Source organism: Ruegeria sp. AF2, assembly GCF_056542025.1.
The window spans coordinates 115,296-133,956 of sequence record NZ_JBQFZC010000007.1 but is presented as its reverse complement, the minus strand read 5'-3'; the positions used below and the strand labels follow the sequence as shown (position 1 = coordinate 133,956).

Annotated in this window: 16 protein-coding genes; 7 read left to right on the top strand and 9 right to left on the bottom strand. The window is 56.9% G+C overall.

Annotated elements, in window-relative coordinates:
- Nucleotide 1 precedes the first annotated feature (1 nt).
- From ACR0NM_RS18355 to ACR0NM_RS18340, 4 genes are all read left to right on the top strand, one after another.
- Complete coding sequence (locus tag ACR0NM_RS18355) at nucleotides 2-289, top strand: HU family DNA-binding protein (RefSeq protein WP_010442901.1); 288 nt, start codon at nucleotides 2-4, stop codon at nucleotides 287-289.
- A 324-nt stretch (nucleotides 290-613) separates the two neighbouring features.
- Nucleotides 614-931: a hypothetical protein gene (locus ACR0NM_RS18350; RefSeq protein WP_480616050.1), complete on the top strand. Its 318-nt coding sequence runs from the start codon at nucleotides 614-616 to the stop codon at nucleotides 929-931.
- Between the two features lie 243 nt (nucleotides 932-1,174).
- Nucleotides 1,175-2,011, top strand: a complete 837-nt coding sequence (locus tag ACR0NM_RS18345) for a hypothetical protein (RefSeq protein WP_480616048.1) — start codon at nucleotides 1,175-1,177, stop codon at nucleotides 2,009-2,011.
- A gap of 182 nt (nucleotides 2,012-2,193) precedes the next feature.
- The gene (locus ACR0NM_RS18340) at nucleotides 2,194-3,081 is read left to right on the top strand and encodes a DMT family transporter (RefSeq protein WP_480616046.1); all 888 of its coding nucleotides are present in this window, start codon (nucleotides 2,194-2,196) and stop codon (nucleotides 3,079-3,081) included.
- Here the strand turns inward: ACR0NM_RS18340 and ACR0NM_RS18335 are convergent.
- Nucleotides 3,057-3,578 carry a glutathione peroxidase gene (locus ACR0NM_RS18335; RefSeq protein WP_480616044.1) on the bottom strand — a complete coding sequence of 174 codons (522 nt, stop codon included), beginning with the start codon at nucleotides 3,576-3,578 and terminating at the stop codon, nucleotides 3,057-3,059. The genes ACR0NM_RS18340 and ACR0NM_RS18335 overlap by 25 nt on opposite strands.
- A gap of 143 nt (nucleotides 3,579-3,721) precedes the next feature.
- On the opposite strand from ACR0NM_RS18335, the gene msrB reads away from it, so the two are divergent.
- On the top strand, nucleotides 3,722-4,168 hold the full coding sequence (gene msrB / locus ACR0NM_RS18330; protein WP_170399151.1) for a peptide-methionine (R)-S-oxide reductase MsrB: 447 nt from the start codon (nucleotides 3,722-3,724) through the stop codon (nucleotides 4,166-4,168).
- Nucleotides 4,168-4,680 (top strand): peptide-methionine (S)-S-oxide reductase MsrA, encoded by a 513-nt coding sequence (gene msrA / locus ACR0NM_RS18325; protein WP_480616042.1) that lies wholly within the window; start codon nucleotides 4,168-4,170, stop codon nucleotides 4,678-4,680. The genes msrB and msrA overlap by 1 nt, the downstream gene beginning before the upstream one ends.
- A 26-nt stretch (nucleotides 4,681-4,706) precedes the next feature.
- Here the strand turns inward: msrA and ACR0NM_RS18320 are convergent, their stop codons facing one another.
- From ACR0NM_RS18320 to ACR0NM_RS18290, 7 genes are all read right to left on the bottom strand, one after another.
- Entirely contained in the window at nucleotides 4,707-6,710 is a 2,004-nt protein-coding gene (locus ACR0NM_RS18320; protein WP_480616040.1) for a hydantoinase/oxoprolinase family protein, read from the bottom strand.
- 62 nt (nucleotides 6,711-6,772) lie between these two features.
- Complete coding sequence (gene queG, locus ACR0NM_RS18315) at nucleotides 6,773-7,810, bottom strand: tRNA epoxyqueuosine(34) reductase QueG (RefSeq protein ID WP_170515246.1); 1,038 nt, start codon at nucleotides 7,808-7,810, stop codon at nucleotides 6,773-6,775.
- A gap of 76 nt (nucleotides 7,811-7,886) precedes the next feature.
- Nucleotides 7,887-8,552, bottom strand: a complete 666-nt coding sequence (fzlA, locus tag ACR0NM_RS18310; RefSeq protein ID WP_170399162.1) for an FtsZ-binding protein FzlA — start codon at nucleotides 8,550-8,552, stop codon at nucleotides 7,887-7,889.
- A gap of 60 nt (nucleotides 8,553-8,612) precedes the next feature.
- Nucleotides 8,613-9,353 carry a monofunctional biosynthetic peptidoglycan transglycosylase gene (gene mtgA / locus ACR0NM_RS18305; RefSeq protein WP_170598598.1) on the bottom strand — a complete coding sequence of 247 codons (741 nt, stop codon included), beginning with the start codon at nucleotides 9,351-9,353 and terminating at the stop codon, nucleotides 8,613-8,615.
- 38 nt (nucleotides 9,354-9,391) lie between these two features.
- Complete coding sequence (locus ACR0NM_RS18300; RefSeq protein ID WP_170802822.1) at nucleotides 9,392-10,342, bottom strand: Hint domain-containing protein; 951 nt, start codon at nucleotides 10,340-10,342, stop codon at nucleotides 9,392-9,394.
- Nucleotides 10,343-10,527: 185 nt separating this feature from the next.
- A complete protein-coding gene (gltB, locus tag ACR0NM_RS18295) occupies nucleotides 10,528-15,060 on the bottom strand; it encodes a glutamate synthase large subunit (RefSeq protein WP_480616038.1) in 4,533 nt (1,510 codons plus the stop codon).
- Nucleotides 15,061-15,169: 109 nt separating this feature from the next.
- Nucleotides 15,170-16,603 carry an NAD(P)-dependent oxidoreductase gene (locus ACR0NM_RS18290; protein ID WP_480616036.1) on the bottom strand — a complete coding sequence of 478 codons (1,434 nt, stop codon included), beginning with the start codon at nucleotides 16,601-16,603 and terminating at the stop codon, nucleotides 15,170-15,172.
- A 228-nt stretch (nucleotides 16,604-16,831) separates the two neighbouring features.
- On the opposite strand from ACR0NM_RS18290, the gene ACR0NM_RS18285 reads away from it, so the two are divergent.
- Complete coding sequence (locus ACR0NM_RS18285; protein WP_480616034.1) at nucleotides 16,832-17,635, top strand: undecaprenyl-diphosphate phosphatase; 804 nt, start codon at nucleotides 16,832-16,834, stop codon at nucleotides 17,633-17,635.
- Here ACR0NM_RS18285 and ACR0NM_RS18280 read toward each other — a convergent pair whose 3' ends face one another.
- Nucleotides 17,636-18,619, bottom strand: coding sequence for a complex I NDUFA9 subunit family protein (locus tag ACR0NM_RS18280; protein ID WP_480616032.1), 984 nt, complete (start codon nucleotides 18,617-18,619; stop codon nucleotides 17,636-17,638).
- Nucleotides 18,620-18,661 lie beyond the last annotated feature (42 nt).

Below are 18,661 nucleotides of genomic sequence, written 5' to 3'. Positions count from 1 at the left end.
AATGGCAAAGCCTATGACAAAGACTCAGCTGGTGGCTGCTCTCGCTGAGGAAATGGGAACTGACAAGAAATCCGCAAATGCCGCGCTGGAGGCCATGACCGGCCTGATCACTCGCGAAGTTTCGGCCGGTGGTGCCGTCACCCTGCCCGGCGTTGGCAAAATCTACTGCCGCGAGCGCCCCGAGCGCATGGTGCGCAACCCCGCCACCGGCGAGCAGTTCAAGAAAGAAGCCGACAAAGTGGTCAAAATGACCATCGCGAAAGCTCTGAAAGACAGCGTCAACGGCTAATTCGCCGAAGACAGATCGCAAGATCGAAGGGGTCGCCACCGGGCGGCCCTTTTTTTGTCTGAATAAGTTATGTAAGAATCTGATTAATATCGAGTTTTTGCCGCTATCGCCATAGTTGTGTCATATTCCTCATCCACTCGCTTAATGGGAAGTATTATTGAGGAATCTCGATTTATGGCACGATATCAAATCACTGAATTTGATACAGAAAATCAATTCGACTAGGCGAACATTCAATACACGATTGAAGACGATGTTGTCGTTGCAACGCGGACGACTTTTGATGCCGGATACGAGGTCTTCGGGACTTACGAAGACGGCGTTTTGCGTCAGGAATTTTATGTCGGAACAGAAGAGGCATTGGGCTTTGATAATCGGTTCATTGACTATGACGCCAATGGCATAATGACCGAACGCGGAACGGTTTATCCAGACAGTATCCGCGTGACCGAGACCTTTCAAAATGGTGTTCCGAATGAGATTCTCATCCAAGATGGGTTTTTCGGAGACGGTGCAAAACCCTGGAACCAGATCGTTCTACGCTATGATACGTCGGGCAATATCATAGGCCGCACGATAACAAACGATAATGGTGCCCGGACGGTTGAAGCCTTCGCGCCCGGTCATTTCAGTACTGTTTAGGACTTTCTACAAACCAAATCCTGGGATCGGATCGACACGTTCTTCGATGTCAACGGAGAGACAACCGGACGGACGACCACCTATGACAATGGAATTGTCAAACAGGAAACGTGGACAGACGGACAGCGTAGCAACGTAACGCAGACAGACGGAAGCGACACAAAGTCGTGGGAAACCATCAGCACCTCATTTGATCGCAGTGGAAAGAAATCTGAAAAGACAACGACATATGACAATGGAGTCGTGAAACATGAGATCTGGTCAAATGGCCAGCGCGTCAGCATCAGCCAGACTGATGAGCTGGATGCGAAATCCTGGGATTCGATCACGACCGCCTATCAGGACGGACAAATCTCGGAACGTCGGCTGGAGAAAGATAATGGGGACGTAACCGTTACACTTTATGCGGATGGAAAACGTTCTGACGTGCTGCAACTGGACGGGGACGACAGTGCTTCTTGGGCATTGAAAGTCACCAGCTATCCAGACGCAGCCGGGAAAGAGATTTCTTTGTATGAAAAGGTCGAGGACATCCCTGAATCCTTGTTCCAATACTTCCCGGAACTGACCCCGCCTGACCCGCTTGAAGAGTTCGTGCTGGATTTCAATGACGGAACCCGCATCAAAGACAATGATCAGGTGCTGAATGGTGTATTTATTGCAAGTGTTAGCAAAGGGCAGAGCAACACTGATGGCATTCTAACCCCATACGAATACGGTGGCTCAAACCCCGACCCAGACCTGGAGGCATTCAATTCCTGGGGGGCAACGGTTGGCTTCTCGAAAAGCGATGGCGAAGAATTCAACTTCAACAGCGTTTCCTTGGCCAATGCTTCCAGATCGGACACCACGTATATTCCTGAATCGAACTGGGCAAACCAAGTCACAATCAATGCCTATAATGGCGATGAGCTGGTGCACTCCGCAGAGGTCGATCTGACATTCGATCACGTCACACACGAGTTTGACTGGCGCGATATTGATCACGTCGAGTTCGTTGCATCGGGAGGTGAAATTACCAATGACCATGTCGAGAACGCGGGTTGGTTCTCGATGGACGATCTTAGCTTTTTCGCCTGAATCAAGCGACAAGCTGAATCATAATGATGAGCAGCGCTTTTCTACAAAAAGCTCTGCTCATTCTCATTGCGCGCAAGCTCATTGATGCCAACTATCGGGCGACCCCGCTATTCGACGCAATGGGTCCTTGCAGCTCATGTTAAAATCAGGAACAGTCGCCCGAATTTCATCAGGAGGCCGTAATGGACCTGCGCGCCATCGCCATGGGGCTTGTTTTCGCCCTCATCTGGTCTTCGGCCTTCAGCTCGGCGCGGATCATCGTTGCCGATGCCTCGCCTTTGTTCTCGTTGGCGCTGCGATTTCTGATTTCGGGACTAATGGGCGTGGCGATCGCACGCGCCATGGGGCAAAGCTGGCGCCTGACTCGCAACCAATGGCGCGCCACTATTATGTTCGGAATCTGCCAAAATGCCCTTTATTTGGGTCTAAACTTCTATGCGATGCAGACAGTCGAGGCTTCGGTCGCGGCGATCATCGCCTCGACTATGCCCCTGCTGGTAGCCCTTGCCGGCTGGCTGCTATTGGGTGAGCGGATACGCCCGCTGGGCATCGCCGGCTTGCTGGCAGGTTTTGTCGGTGTCGCGCTAATCATGGGTAGCCGGATTAACGCTGGTGTCGATCTGTTCGGGGTTCTGCTCTGCGGAATCGGAGCGCTTGCGCTGACCTTTGCCACCTTGGCTGTTCGGGGGGCGACTTCGGGTGGTAACTTCATGATGGTGGTTGGGCTGCAGATGCTTATCGGATCGGCGGTGCTGTTTCTCGCCGCCCCGGTGTTCGAGTCTATTCATATCCACGCCACACTGCCTTTTGTGCTGGCTTTCACCTACACCACGTTATTCCCGGGCCTTCTGGCAACTTTCATCTGGTTCCTGCTACTGGATCGCATCGGCCCGATCCGTGCAGCAACGTTCCATTTCCTCAACCCGGTATTCGGCGTGACCATCGCCGCCATTTTACTGGGTGAGAAGCTGGGCCCATTGGATGCGGTGGGGGTTCTGATCACAACGCTGGGAATTCTTGCTGTACAGCTGTCGCGCGAACCCGGTCAGCGCAGTAACGCCTCGACCTGATCTATCAATTTAGGCGCATTTGGCTTGGTTCTTGACCCATAGGTGGCAACGACCTCACCCTCGGGGCCAATAAGCACTTTGTTAAAGTTCCATTTCGGGACAAAGCCAGTCTGCGCAGCAACAGCTCGGTAAAACGGATGGGCATCCGAACCTTTCACTGGAGTGATATCCGTCATCGGAAGCGTAAGGTCATAATTTAGTTCGCAAAAATTCTTGACCTCTTTCGACGACGCCAGCTCTTGTTTGAACGAATTCGACGGGACCGCCAGTACCACCAGCCCGCGTTCTTCATATGTTTCGTGCAGCTCCTGCAACGCTGCGTATTGTCCGGTAAAGCCGCAAAGCGACGCCGTGTTGACCACAAGCACGGGCTGTCCGCGCCAGTCTTCCAGTGATATTGTCCCACCATCGATTGATGAAAATTCGCCCGTCAGTGGTGCCGCCTGAAGGGCTTTGCCCAACAAGATCAGAGCAGTCAACAGAGCCATACGGAACATCACTTCACCTCCTGTTATAAATCATACGCGCTGTGCATTCGTTTGGATCAACTGCACAGACCCGCGAGCGCGCTGTAATATGGTTTTGATTCCAGCGCATCTATGCCCAAATAGGACATCATCATTCAAACACCGGAGGATCCATGTCCCGTTATACCAAAGACCCCGAGGTCATTGCGGCCCTCTCACCTGAAGAATTTCACGTCACCCAGCGCAGCGGCACCGAACGCCCGGGCACTGGCAAGCTGTTGAACAACAAGGAACCGGGCATCTACGTGGATATCGTCTCGGGCGAGCCGTTGTTCGCCTCGACCCACAAATACGAATCCGGCTGCGGCTGGCCCAGTTTCACCAAGCCAATCATACATGAACATGTCGAAGAGTTTCGCGACACCACTCATGGCATGATCCGGACCGAGGTCCGCTCGAAACACGGCGACAGCCACCTGGGCCACGTGTTTCCCGATGGCCCCCGCGAACATGGCGGGCTACGCTATTGCATCAATTCCGCCTCGCTGCGGTTCATTCATCGCGACGAGATGGAGGCCGAAGGGTATGGCGAATTTCTGATCCATGTGGAGGATATCTGATGACCGATGAACGCGCCGTTCTGGCCGGAGGCTGCTTTTGGGGCATGCAGGACCTGATCCGCAAACTGCCCGGCGTCTCGCGCACCCGCGTCGGGTACACCGGCGGCGATGTGCCAAACGCAACTTATCGCAACCACGGCACCCATGCTGAAGGGATCGAAATCTGGTTCGACCCGACCCAGATCACCTATCGCGATCTGCTAGAGTTCTTTTTCCAGATCCACGACCCGACTACCCTGAATCGTCAGGGCAATGACCGCGGAATGAGTTATCGCTCGGCGATCTACTATGTGGACGATGCCCAGAAACAAGTGGCCGAAGATACAATTGCCGATGTCAACACCAGCGGCATTTGGCCCGGCAATGTGGTGACCGAAGTCGAACCCGTCGGCGATTTCTGGGAAGCCGAGCCCGAGCATCAAGATTACCTAGAGCGCATCCCCAACGGATACACCTGCCATTTCCCGCGCCCGGACTGGGTGCTGCCAAAACGCTCCAGTGCAGCAGAATGATATGCGCGGTATAGCCCCTTGCGGGGCTATCCGACCGCTACCCGAGGCCGTCCGCTCGCCTCAACCGTGATCAACGCTTCGACGAATACCTCTTGCGCCTCAATCTTGGCGGTGCGGATATCGCGGTCGACTGTCACGCGTATATCTTCGGCACCCGCTTCGCGCACCGCACCTTCAGCCTCATTGCGCAGCACATCTTCGAGCAGTTGCAGAGCGGAATTCGAGTCCGAAAAATCCTGCGGCCCCTCTTCCAGATGCACCCGATAGCGGCCCTCGGCCGGAGACGTAACCGAACCGGTCCGCCGCAAGGTCAACCGCCCGACAACCGCGCCGATGGCATTCGCAACACCGGCATGCTCTGGCAGGATCATCTTGCAATGCAGTTGCTCTCCGACTGCGGGATAATAGCTGGGGGCCGAGGCCCCAAGGCCCACCACATCCACATTCAGCGCAGCATCCAGTGCCAACAGCCCACGATGCTTTGCCAGCCCGCGCTGCGTCAGCACATGCCGTGCCAGATCACGAGCAGGCAGGTCAAACCCATCGCGTTCCTCGGCAAAAGCAGTCTCTAACAAGGTCAATGCGGTTTGCTCCGTCAGCTGATCCACAATGAGCTGAGCCAGCGCCTCAGGCGTTCGCGCCAGCCGCTCCCCGGACCCAACCCGCTTACGCGCGACCAATTCCAACGCCTTATGCGCTGCAGCGCGATCCCAATCCTCAAGCCGCCCTAGAACATGGCTGGCATCCGAAGGTGTAACGCCCGAGACCTGCACGATCCCGCGATCGACCAACCGACCCAGCGCCCCATGCTCCATCCGGGTTTGCAGCAGCCCGCTGAGAGGCACAACGCGATCTTCCAACCGGTCCAGCAACACGGATTCACGCGGCCCAACCCCATCGGCGGGGACACCCGGCACGCGGCGGGCAAACCTTGTGTCATGTTCACCGACGGTCGTCGCCCGCAATTGCTCATCCAATGCCGCATGCACCACATCCGGGGCCTCAGCTGCGATCAGAGAGACCGGCAGCACCCGACGCGGGCCAAGGAAGACACCGCCGCCCAGGCCTTCGGTCACAACATGCACCTGACTGTCACCACCCAGACCATGCGTCCGCATCGCAACCGCTTCGACCATGGTCCGGAAACCGCCAACCTGCGCGCCTGCAGGGTCGATGGCCGGTTTGCCATCCCGGATCAGCGCGACGTCGGTCGTAGTCCCGCCGATATCGGACACCAGCGCGTTCTCAGCTTCGGTCAACCAGCGCGCGCCAACGATAGAGGCCGCAGGGCCACTTAGGATCGTTTCAATCGGACGCTCCCGCGCCTGCTCGGCGCTCATCAAAGCGCCATCCCCGCGCACAACCATCATTGGGGCGGTGATGCCCTGCGCGCGCAACTGATCCTGCGCGCGCCCGATCAAGCGGTCGATCATCCCGATCAATCGTGCATTCAGCACGGCGGTCACCGCACGCTTTGGCCCATTCAGCTTGGCCGACAGGTGATGAGAGCAGGTGACCGGCACTCCCGTACGCTCGGAAATCACGCGCGCCACTTCCAGTTCATGCGCCGGATTCCTGGTCGCGAACTGTGCCGCAACCGCATAGCCGGAAATGCCTGAATGTGAGTCTAAAAAGGCCTCTAGCCCTGCAACATCCAATTCGGCGACCTGACCCCCGGCGTGGTTGTGCCCCCCGGCCAGAACCAAAGCCGGATCGCCCTTCAACGCCTCTCTTAGACCGTGTTTCTCAAGGTCGCTTTCCCGAAACCCGACATAGATCAACGCCACGCGCCCGCCCTGGCCTTCGACCAACGCATTGGTGGCCAGCGTTGTCGACAACGATGCCATCCCAATCTGATCCGGAGACACATCAGCTGTCTGCAGCACAGCAGAAACCGCGCGGCCCACCCCAATCGCCAGATCCGCCCGCGTGGTCAGCGATTTGGCCGACGCGATCACCTCGCGCTCATCCCGGATCAGCACCGCATCCGTATAGGTTCCGCCCGTATCCACCCCCAAAGCCAACGCCATCGGGTCCTCCATCTGTTCGCCAGAACCGGGTGTAGCGTTTTCCTGCGGCGCGTCCAGCCTGTTTACGACAACCGGGATGCCGCCCAGCGCGCGGCATCAGCCACGGTCGGATCCGGATCATCGGTCAGCGCCTGTGCAACCGGCAGTAACGCCGGCACCGCTGAGTTCCCAATCGCATAAAGCACGTTCCGCACGAACCGATTCCGGCCGATCCGCTTTATCGGCGAGCCCGAGAACATCGCGCGGAATGCTGTATCATCCAGCTGCGCCAGTTCCGCCAACGGAGGCGCCTTTAGCTCCTCCCGCGCCGCATAGCGAAGGTCACTGGCCGCGACCGCAAACTTGTTCCACGGGCAGGCCGCAAGACAATCATCGCAGCCGTAGATTCGGTTGCCCAACAGCGCGCGCAACTCTTCCTCCACCGGCCCCTTATGCTCGATGGTCAGATACGAAATACAGCGCCGCGCATCCAACTGATACGGTGCCGGAAACGCGTCGGTCGGACAGGCCGTCAAACACGCGCGGCATGAGCCACAATGGTCGACCTCAGCGCCATCCACAGGCAAATCTAAAGTTGTGAAAACAGACCCTAAAAAGGCCCAATTCCCCCAATCCTGACTGACAAGATTGGTATGCTTGCCCTGCCACCCCAGCCCAGCGGCCTGCCCCAGCGCCTTCTCTGGCACCGGAGCAGTATCGACAAACACCTTCACTTCACCCCCACCCTCGGCAATCAGCCAGCGCGCCAATCGTTTGAGGCGCTTCTTAACCAGATCGTGATAATCCTTGTTCTGCGCATAAACCGAAATGGCGCCCAAGTTGGAATGCGCCAGCACCGCAGTCGGGTCATGCTCGGGCGTATAGCTCTCCGCAAGCATGATCACCGACCGCGCGTCAGGCCACAGCACAGACGGATCACCGCGCCAATGAGCCCGCTCAGCCATCCAGCCCATCTGGCCATGATATCCGGCTTGTAGAAAGGCATCCAACCGTTCGGGAACAAGGGGCACATCCCAAGGACGACAAACCCGACAGGCGACAAACCCCTCAGACAAGGCTTGCTCCACCAACCGCTGTTTCAACTCCGATCCGCTCTTCATCTGGCCAAAAATACCTTCGGGGGTGAATTGGCCCAATGGCCAAGAGGGGGCGGACAGCCCCCTACCCCTCAATCTATCAGAAATCCAGATCCGCGTAATGTGGCGGTGGTCGGAATCCCGGAACCTGATCCGCCAGAATCGAGCGGAACGCCGGGCGGGATTTGATCTTGGCGTACCAGTCCTTCACCGCAGAGCTTCGGTTCCAATCTACGTCCGAAATGTAATCCAGCGCCGACAGATGCGCCGCCGCGGCGAAATCGGCCAATGTCATCTGATCTCCGGCCAGCCAGCGACGGTGATCCAGCAGCCAGGCCATATAATCCAGATGATACTTGATCGCGCGCGCGCCTTCCTTGACGTTCTTGCTGTCCGGATAGCCTTGCCCCGTTACTTTCTTGTTCACCCGCTCATAGAGTAGCTTTGAGGTCACCTCGTGGTGAAACTTGTCATCAAACCAGCCTACCAAACGCCGCACCTCATAACGTGCTTCGGCTTTTTTAGGCATCAAGGGTGGCTCGGGTCGGGTCTCTTCGATATATTCGCAGATCGCGGCGCTCTCGGCCATGATCTGACCATCCAGTCGCAGCACAGGAACCTTACCCGCCGGGTTGCGGCGCAAAAAATCCGGGTCCTGTTCCCAGTATCGTTCTTCGACCAGCTCAACCTCGATCTTCTTTTCGGCCAAAGACAGGCGAACCTTGCGGCAATAGGGCGAGAGGGGAACGTGAAACAGACGCGCCATGAACTTCCATTCGAACCAGTAGAGTACCCTTCAAGCTTTAGCCGCTGAGGGGTCTGGGTTTCAATCCTCGAAACACGCGGCGCGTCCATCTGCGCGGATGGTGGCCGCTCCATCCAGAATTGACGCGGCACGCCTGCGGGTCCGCACCGATGGATCCGTCACCGACCGGTTGCGCGGGGATGGCAGAATCGCCGCCACACGCGCCGCTTGTGTCGGAGACATCTTTGCCGCACTCACCCCATAATACTTCTGCGCCGCGGCCTCGACGCCAAAGATCCCTTGTCCGGTTTCCGCGACGTTCAGATACACTTCGAGAATGCGCTGCTTGCTCCAGACGATTTCAACAACCGGTGTCATCGAGGTTTCAAGCGCCTTGCGGACCCAGCTGCGCCCCTGCCAGAGAAATACATTCTTGACCACCTGCTGCGTGATGGTCGATGCACCCCGGCTGCCGCCATCTTCCAGCGCATCGCGGATCGCTTCGACATCAAAGCCCCAATGCAGGCAGAAGTTGGCATCCTCGGCTGCTACGACCGACCGCGCCATGATCGGGGCAATCTCTTCGATCGGCACCCACTCGCGATCAACCTTCCCAAGCCGACGCCACTCGGACCAGATCGTATGCGTGACCGGCGGGTTCACGACTGAATAGATCAGAACCAAAGACACAAAAGCCACGACCATCGCCAGAACAACACGAAGGGCCCAGCGCCGTATCCGAGCGATGGGGCCTGTTGTTTTGTTTGATCTGGACGCCTTCTTTTTCTTACCGCGCGGTTTGCGGACTGCTTTTTTTGCCATGCCTTGCTATACGCCGCGAAGGGCGTATTTGAAACGGATTATTTCGACAACATCTGTCCGTCGCGCGGTCGCACAACCGGGCGTGCAGTTCTGACTGAGGCTGCTCCGCGCGCCGCCAACTCCGGGAACAAGGCCAATACTTCTGCTTGCGTCCGGCGCTCGGCCTGGGTCAGTGCATGTCCCGGGTAGTAGCTTTCACTTTTGGCGCCATTGGCGAACACGATCTCATGTCGCCGGAACAGAATGTGGATATAATCCACCTCGCCCCCTTCGACACGCGTGACTGTTGTTCCGTTCACAAGACAATGGGCAGCGATCAGAACTTCTTCATGGCCAAACAGGTAGGGTGCACGCCAATCATCGATCAGCATCCTGTGCTGCGGCGAAACAAGCAGAGGGCGCGTGAGCCCGAACATCCCTGTCTCGAACCGAATTGGGGCCAGTTTACCCTCGGCTGCTACCTTGGTCCGACCAATCCAGAGCACAGGTTTAGCGCCGCTATCTGCGGTCGTAACCAGATCTCCAAGTTTCAGGTCCTCGACCGGTCGGGGCCCATCGGGGGTATTAATCAATGTGCCGGGCGTAAAGCAGGGCGGACCGAGATCACCGTTGGCGATATCGACCGAACCAAACGAAGCCCCATCATCGCTAAAATCGGTGACTGAAGAAGAAACAAACGTGCCTTGCTGCAGAACCGATCCGTCTGTTGGGGTAAAAACCTCGCGCCCGTCAGCAAGGTAGAAGGTAACGCCGGTATATGTAACCTGCGCACCACCTGGCAACTCGATCGTCACCATATCATTGAAGTAAGACGCAGTGATATCAGATCCGTCAACCGAGTCTCCATTCAGCCGGTTGACCAGATCATCGTCATTCTGATCGATGATATCAAAGAACTCGACGTTGAGCGTGGATCCAACAACGGTTCCGTTCGCACCCGGATTGGCCGGGTCGAGCACAAAAAACTGGTCTGTATACGTCGTGGGCACACCGATATTCCACTTCACTCACATCATTGGGATAGCAGCATGCCTGCATTTCCCGAATAAACTATGACTAAAGCTAGGCGTTATGCACGGCATTACACAAGAATTGGAAACAATATGGCCAGACAAAAGAATACCCGGCGTGTTGGGAACGACACGCCGGGCCAAAGATTTAGATCTCTCAAGACCTATTCTGCAGGAACCGCCGCCACCTCGGTGGTCAGAGGATGACTGAGCTTGTTCAACATTTCTTTTGGGCAAACCTGCAGGAAGTTGGTCTTTTCCACATCCCAATGCTGCAAGATATCAATGGCTTTGCGGCTATTGGTTTCCGCGACATGGCGCTCGATCATTGCTTTCAGCTGATCTTCCCAATAGTCCACTGTCACCGGACAGGTGACAAGCGTCTCCATGTTCATCAGCGCTTCGGCCTTGCCTTCGGGGTCGTACAGATAAGCCATACCACCCGTCATCCCCGCACCAAAGTTGGCACCGATATCGCCGAGAATAACCGCAACGCCGCCGGTCATGTATTCACATCCGTTCGAGCCGCAGCCTTCGATCACCACTCTGGCACCTGAATTTCGCACCGCGAACCGCTCACCTGCGCGGCCTGCTGCAAATAGGTGGCCATCGGTGGCACCGTATAGGACGGTGTTGCCAATGATGGTGTTATATTCCGCCTTGAGCGGGCTCACCTGCGGGGGTCGCACAACAATCATGCCGCCCGAAAGCCCCTTGCCGACATAGTCGTTGGCATCACCCGAGACCTCCAGCTTGAGACCTGGAGCGGCAAAAGCCCCCAGCGACTGGCCGGCCGAACCCTGCAGTTTCACATGCAAGTGATCGTCCTGGAACGTGTTCCGCATGCCGAAATTCTGGACGATGTGGCTTGAGACACGTGTACCCACGGTCCGATGCGTGTTCTGCACCGCGTAAGATAGTTGCATCTTCTCACCGTCTTTCAGGAATCGCGCCGCATCGCGCACAATCTCGGCATCCAGCGTATCCGGCACTGCATTACGATCCTTGTCGCGGTTGTAGACGATATCATGTGCGCCATCGACGGTGATTAACAGCGGGTTGAGGTCCAGATCATCCAGATGCGCCGATCCGCGGCTGACCTGTGCTAGCAGATCAGCACGACCGATGATTTCGTCAATCGAACGTGCGCCGAGGCTAGCCAGCAGTTCTCGCACTTCCTGTGCGTAGAAGGTGATCAGGTTCACCACCTTGTCCGCGTTACCAGTAAACTTGGCACGCAACGATTCGTCCTGCGTACACACGCCCACCGGACAGGTGTTCGACTGGCACTGACGCACCATAATACAGCCCATTGCGATCAGGGCGGCGGTACCGATGCCGTATTCCTCAGCGCCCATCATCGCGGCCATGACGATGTCGCGACCGGTGCGCAGGCCACCATCCGTCCGCAGAGTCACACGGTCGCGCAGGTTGTTCATCGCCAGAACCTGATGCGCCTCGGTCAGGCCCATCTCCCACGGCAGTCCAGCGTATTTGATACTGGTTGCGGGCGACGCGCCCGTTCCGCCATTGTGACCCGAAATCAGGATAATATCCGCTTTCGCCTTGGCCACACCGGCGGCAATCGTTCCAACGCCCGAAGACGCCACCAGCTTTACCGTCACCTTACAGCGCGGGTTGATCTGTTTCAGGTCGTAGATCAACTGCGCCAAATCCTCGATCGAGTAGATGTCGTGGTGCGGCGGCGGTGAGATCAAGGTCACGCCCTTGGTAGAATGCCGCAGACGCGCGATCAGGTCTGTGACTTTCATACCCGGCAGCTGACCGCCCTCACCCGGTTTCGCGCCTTGGGCGACCTTAATCTCAAGCTCTTCGCACTGGTTCAGGTATTCGGCGGTCACGCCGAACCGGCCCGAGGCCACCTGTTTGATCTTGGCCGACGGGTTGTCACCGTTGGGTTCAGGCACAAAATGCGCCGGGTCTTCACCACCTTCGCCGGAATCCGACTTCGCGCCAATCCGGTTCATCGCCACGTTCAGTGTCTTGTGCGCCTCGGGGCTGAGGGCGCCCAGCGACATGCCTGGAGTGACAAAGCGTTTGCGGATTGAAGTGATCGATTCGACCTCTTCGATCGGCACCGGCTTGCCCAGCGGCTTGAAATCCATCAGATCGCGCAAGTGAATCGGAGGATTGGACTGCATCTTGGCCGAATACTGTTTCCACAGCTCATATGAGGCGCGGTTACAGGCCATTTGCATCATGTGCATTGAGGTTGCTTCCCACGCGTGGGTCTCACCCGATTTACGCGCTTTGTAGAAACCTCCGATGGGCAGAACATCCAGACCGCTGTCCCACGCTTTGGCATGAATTTCTTCGACTTTGGTCTGAATGCCGGTGACACCGATGCCGGAGATACGACTGGTCATACCCGGGAAATACTCGGCCACCATCGCGCGGCTGAGACCCACGGCTTCGAAATTCAGACCACCGCGATAGGACGAGATCACCGAAATACCCATCTTGGCCATGATCTTCAGCAGACCCTGGTCGATGGCTTCGCGATAGCGCGCAACGTTTTCGGTCAGGGTGCCGTCCAGCAGACCACGGTCAATGCGATCAGCCAGTGAGTCTTCGGCCAGATAGGCGTTCACAACAGTCGCGCCACAGCCGATCAGAACCGCAAAGTAATGAGGATCAACACATTCAGCAGACCGCACGTTCAGCGAACAAAAGGTCCGCAAACCCTGACGGGTCAAATGCGAATGCACAGCACTGGTGGCCAGGATCATCGGCATCGCCACACGACCTTGCCCTGAATTCATGTCAGACAGCACCAAGTGACCCGCGCCCGAGCGCACGGCTTCTTCTGCTTCGGCTCTAACACGCGCCAAAGCAGCGCTCAGAGCGCCTCGGCCGGGTTCAAAGCTACAATCGATCTCCGCAAGGGGTGAACCCAGTTGATTGACCAGGGTGTCCCATTGTGCATTGCCTACAAAGGGGCTTTCCAGAACGATGATCTCGGTCTGGCTGCTGTCCTCGTCCAGCACGTTCTTAAGGTTGCCGAACCGCGTCTTCAGCGACATCACACGGTATTCACGCAAACTGTCGATCGGAGGGTTCGTCACCTGGCTGAAGTTCTGCCGGAAAAAGTGGCTAAGCGGGCGGTATTGCTTGGACAGAACAGCCGAGGGCGTATCATCCCCCATCGAAGCCAGCGCCTCTTTGCCGTCCTCTGCCATCGGGGCAAGAATCTGTTCTAGGTCTTCTACAGAATACCCGGCCGCGATCTGACGCTTGCGCAGTTCTTCTCCGGTGAATTTCGGGTGTTCCGTAACGCCTGCAAGTGACTCGTCCAGATCGTTGATCTTGCCGACCCAGTCGCCAAACGGCAGTGCTCGGGCCAGTTTGTCCTTGATCTGCTTGTCGCGGAACAGCTTGCCCTTTTTCATATCGACAGCCAGCATCTGGCCCGGTCCCAGCGCGCCTTTTTCGGTCACGGTGGCCTCATCAATCGGCACCATACCCGCCTCGGACCCCGCGATGACCAGACCATCGCCGGTTACCACATAGCGCATAGGGCGCAGACCGTTCCGATCCAAACCGGCACACACCCAGCGGCCATCCGTCATTGCCAGCGCAGCAGGGCCATCCCAAGGTTCCATCACTGAGTTGCAGTAGGAATACATATCGCGCCAGCTTTGCGGCAGCTCGATAGCTTGCTTGGACCAGCTTTCCGGAACCAGCATGGTTTTCGCCATTGGCGCCGAGCGCCCAGCACGCACCAAGACCTCGAATACCGAGTCTAATGCGGCAGAATCCGACGATCCGCCCGCTATGATCGGTTTGATATCCTCGGCATAGACGCCAAAGCTATCCGAGGTCATGCGGATCTCGTGGCTTTTCATCCAGTTGATGTTGCCTTTCAGCGTGTTGATCTCACCGTTGTGGGCCAACATACGGAAGGGCTGGGCCAGCCACCATTGCGGGAACGTGTTGGTCGAATAGCGCTGGTGGTAAATCGCAAAAGCGGACTCGAACCGCTCATCCATCAGGTCGGGGTAGAAAACAGCGACCTGCTCGGCCAGCATCATGCCTTTATAGATGATCGACCGGCAAGACAGCGACGCCAGATACAGCCCCGAGATTCCTGCGGCCAGCGCCGCTTTTTCAATACGGCGACGAATGACATAGAGCTCACGCTCGAATGTCTCTTCATCCACGCCTTTGGAGTTCGAGATCAGGATTTGCTCAATCTCGGGCCGGGTCGCGTTCGCCTTTTCGCCCAGACAGGTCACATCAACCGGCACATGTCGCCAGCCATAAATATAGTAACCCATGCGCAGAACTTCGGTTTCCACTATAGTCCGGCATTGTTCCTGCGCGCCAAAATCCGTGCGGGGCAGGAAAACCTGACCGACAGCAACCAGTTCATCCAAGTTTGGTTCATGACCCGTGCGACGAATCTGATCATAGAAGAATGGGACCGGGATCTGCACATGGATACCTGCGCCATCCCCGGTTTTACCGTCCGCATCAACCGCGCCGCGATGCCAGATTGCCTTTAGCGCATCGATCCCGGCATCCACCACCTTGCGTGACGGCTTACCATCGACGGACACAACAAGGCCCACACCGCACGAGGAATGTTCTTCTTCCTCTGAATAGAGACCGTTTTCTGCCATCCATTTGCGCTTGGCTTCTTCGGCCCGCACCCAATCGGCATCATATTTGGTCATTGGCTGTCTCCTTCTTCCCAAGGGGGCACACAGGATTTTGTTCATCTGTCGGCGTTCGCTTTCGAACGCATTCCCGCTGGGATTTTTCGAATTGCTTTTGCGTTTTGTTTCACTCGGCTGCGATGGCGGATTTGGCGTTAAAACGCTCAATTATGGCATCTGCGCAATCGCGCCCGTCACGGATCGCCCAGACCACCAGCGAAGCACCGCGCACGATGTCGCCGATGGCATAAACGCCCTCCATCTCGGTCGCACCGGTCTGGAACGCGGCTTTGACGGTACCCCAGCGGGTCACGGGTAGATCGGGTTGACCAAACAGGGTGGGCAGGTCTTCGGGTTCGAATCCAAGCGCCTTGATCACCAGATCGGCCTCTTCGACATAGTCTGCGCCCTCAATCACTTCGGGAGCCTGACGGCCCGAGGCATCGGGCTGGCCCAGACGCATCTTCTGCACCATGACACCGTTTACCTGCTCATCGCCGGTAAAGCCTTTGGGTGCGCTAAGCCATTCGAAGATCACGCCTTCTTCCTCGGCATTCTGGGTCTCACGCTGCGAGCCCGGCATATTGGCGCGGTCCCGACGATAGAGGCATTTGACCGACGTCGCACCCTGACGAATCGACGTGCGCACGCAATCCATTGCGGTATCGCCCCCGCCGATGACGACCACTTTCTTACCTTCCGCGTTCAGGCGGCCATTGTCGAAGTCAACAACCGCATCGCCAAAACTTTTGCGATTCGAGGCTGTCAGAAAATCGATCGCCTTTTCAATCCCACCCAGACCGCTGCCGGGCATGGACAGATCACGGGATTTGTAGACGCCCGTTGCAATAATCACCGCATCATGTTTCGCGTGGATTTCCGCGAATTTCGCGGCGTCCACATCGCAGTTCAGCTCAAATGCAACACCACCATCTGCCAGCAGGTCATTTCGGCGTTGGACGATATCCTTTTCCAGCTTGAAACCGGGAATGCCGTACATCAGCAGCCCCCCCGCACGGTCATAACGATCATAGACCGTGACCTGAATACCCGCCCGGCGCAGCATATCCGCCGCTGCCAATCCACCGGGTCCACCGCCAATGATACCCACGCTTTCGTCGCGCTCGGCACGGGGCTGAACGGGTTTAACCCAGCCTTTATCCCAGGCTGTATCGGTAATGTATTTCTCGATCGAGCCGATGGTGACCGTACCGTGGCCCGATTGCTCGATCACGCAATTGCCTTCGCACAGACGGTCCTGTGGGCAGATGCGGCCGCAGATTTCAGGGAAAGTGTTGGTAGCCTGGCTTGTTTGATACGCCTCTTCCAACCGCCCGGTTGCCGTCAGGTTCAGCCAATCAGGGATATTGTTGTGCAGCGGACAATGGGACTGGCAATAGGGCACTCCGCACTGGCTGCATCGGCTGGCCTGTTCGGCCGCCTTCTCCGCGGCGTACTCGGCATAGATTTCATCGAAGTCCTCTTTGCGGTCACTGGCGGCACGCTTTTCAGGCATGACACGATCGATCTGCACAAATTTCAGCATCGGTTGCTTGGCCACGGGTCAGACTCCATGAATTGGCTTGGTCAGGGTTCTTTAAGTGATGTCATTCTGGATGAAAAGTCAACGGTACTGACCTATATTGAGAAAACTGCATCGCTCGATGTTTTTTCAGAGAAATTTGTCGTGTTTTTAGTTCCGATTCGGACCTATCTGAGCACTTCACTTTCCCGTTGCCCGCTTATACCCATTGTTCTCAACAAAACGAGCACGGTACCGGCAGAGCAGATGAGCCTTTTTCACTTGATTCTTGTGGCGATCATTCAGGGCGTCACCGAATTCTTGCCTGTATCTTCATCCGGGCACCTGATCCTGCTGCCCCGCCTGACTGGCGCGGTTGATCAAGGCCTGGCAATCGATGTCGCCGTCCATGTAGGAACACTTGGCGCGGTTATTCTTTATTTCTGGTCAGATGTGAAACAAGCCCTCGCCGGGATACCCCAAATTATCCGAGGACGAATTGAGACGCCCCAGGCGCGGTTGGCACTGGGCTTGGTCATCGCCACGATCCCGACAGTCATCGCGGGCGGGATCGTGTACCTGACGGGGCTTGAGCAGGCTCTGCGTTCAGTCGCCGTCATCGGATGGGCGATGCTTGGCTTCGGGTTAGTGCTGTATTGGATGGATCAAAAGGGGGTACAAACCAAACGTAGTTCGGACTGGGGCTTAAAGGACGCAATGATCATGGGGCTGTGGCAGATGTTGGCCTTAATCCCGGGGACTTCACGCTCGGGGATTACGATCACAGGCGCTCGTCAGCTTGGCTATACACGCGAAGATGGTGCGCGGATTGCCATGCTGATGTCGATACCTACGATTGTCGCTTCGGGCGTCCTGCTTTCGGTCGACGTCATCCGTGAGGCGGATACACAGCTGGCCAAGGACGGCGCGATTGCCGCAGCCTTCGCCTTTGTTTCGGCTCTGCTCGCGCTTAACCTGATGATGCGGCTTCTGCGTAGCGTCAGTTTCACACCCTATGTGATCTACCGGGTCATCCTCGGAGCAATACTGCTAATGATCGCCTATAGCTGATCAGATGCGCAGGTTCTTGGCCGAGTTCTGAATATCGTCATACTGACCCGCGGGGCGGAATTTCCACAGATATTCTGGCAGAACCGACTCCAACGTTGCGGGCTCGATCCCGAGGTCCGAAAAACCTTTAGCGTCATCCGCCACCACATTATCGCGCCGCAGATTCTTAAGTTGGTCACGAGTCAGGATATTGTTCGGAAACAACTGAAAACTGACGAACTTCGCGATATCCAACACACCCGCCATGATTTTCGCCGCCCAGAAAGGCATCCCGATGATGATCCGGCGGCGATGAATTACGTCGAGCATCTGCTGCATCAAGGCGCGGAAACTCTTTACCTCTGGCCCGCCCAGTTCATAAACACCGGCAGACGCTTTGCCCAGAACGCCTTGAACTGCCGCTTGCGCAACATCATCGACATAGACAGGTTGAAATTTCGTTTCCGCCCCAACGAGCGGCAGGAACGGGCTCATCCGTGTCATTCCTGCGAAGCGGTTGAAAAACTGGTCTTCGGTGCCGAAAATGACTGATGGGCGCAGAATGACGGCACCCGGCATGTGTTGCAAAATGCCCGCCTCGCCCTGCGCTTTGGTGCGCGCATATTCGCTGTCGGATTCGGGATCCGCACCGATGGCCGAGATATGAACCATGCGGTCAATACTCTGAGCGGCCGCCAGCCGGGCGATCCGTTCGGCACCTTCGGCCTGCACTGCGTCGAACGCATTCTTGCCCAGCTCATTCAATACGCCGACGCAATTCACCACGGCGTCCACACCATGCATCGCTGCAGCGACCGAGGCGTCATCACGGATATTGCACAAGATAGGCTCGACCTGACCAACCGCGCCATAGGGTCTGACGAACATCGCTTCATTGGGCCGCCGCACAGCGACGCGGACACGCCAGCCTTCGGCAGCCATACGCCGCGCGATATATCGGCCGACAAAGCCCGATCCACCGTAAATCGTGACGAGTTTCGACATGATGGCGCTCCTGCTGTCTTGGTCTGAATTGATCTAGCGCCC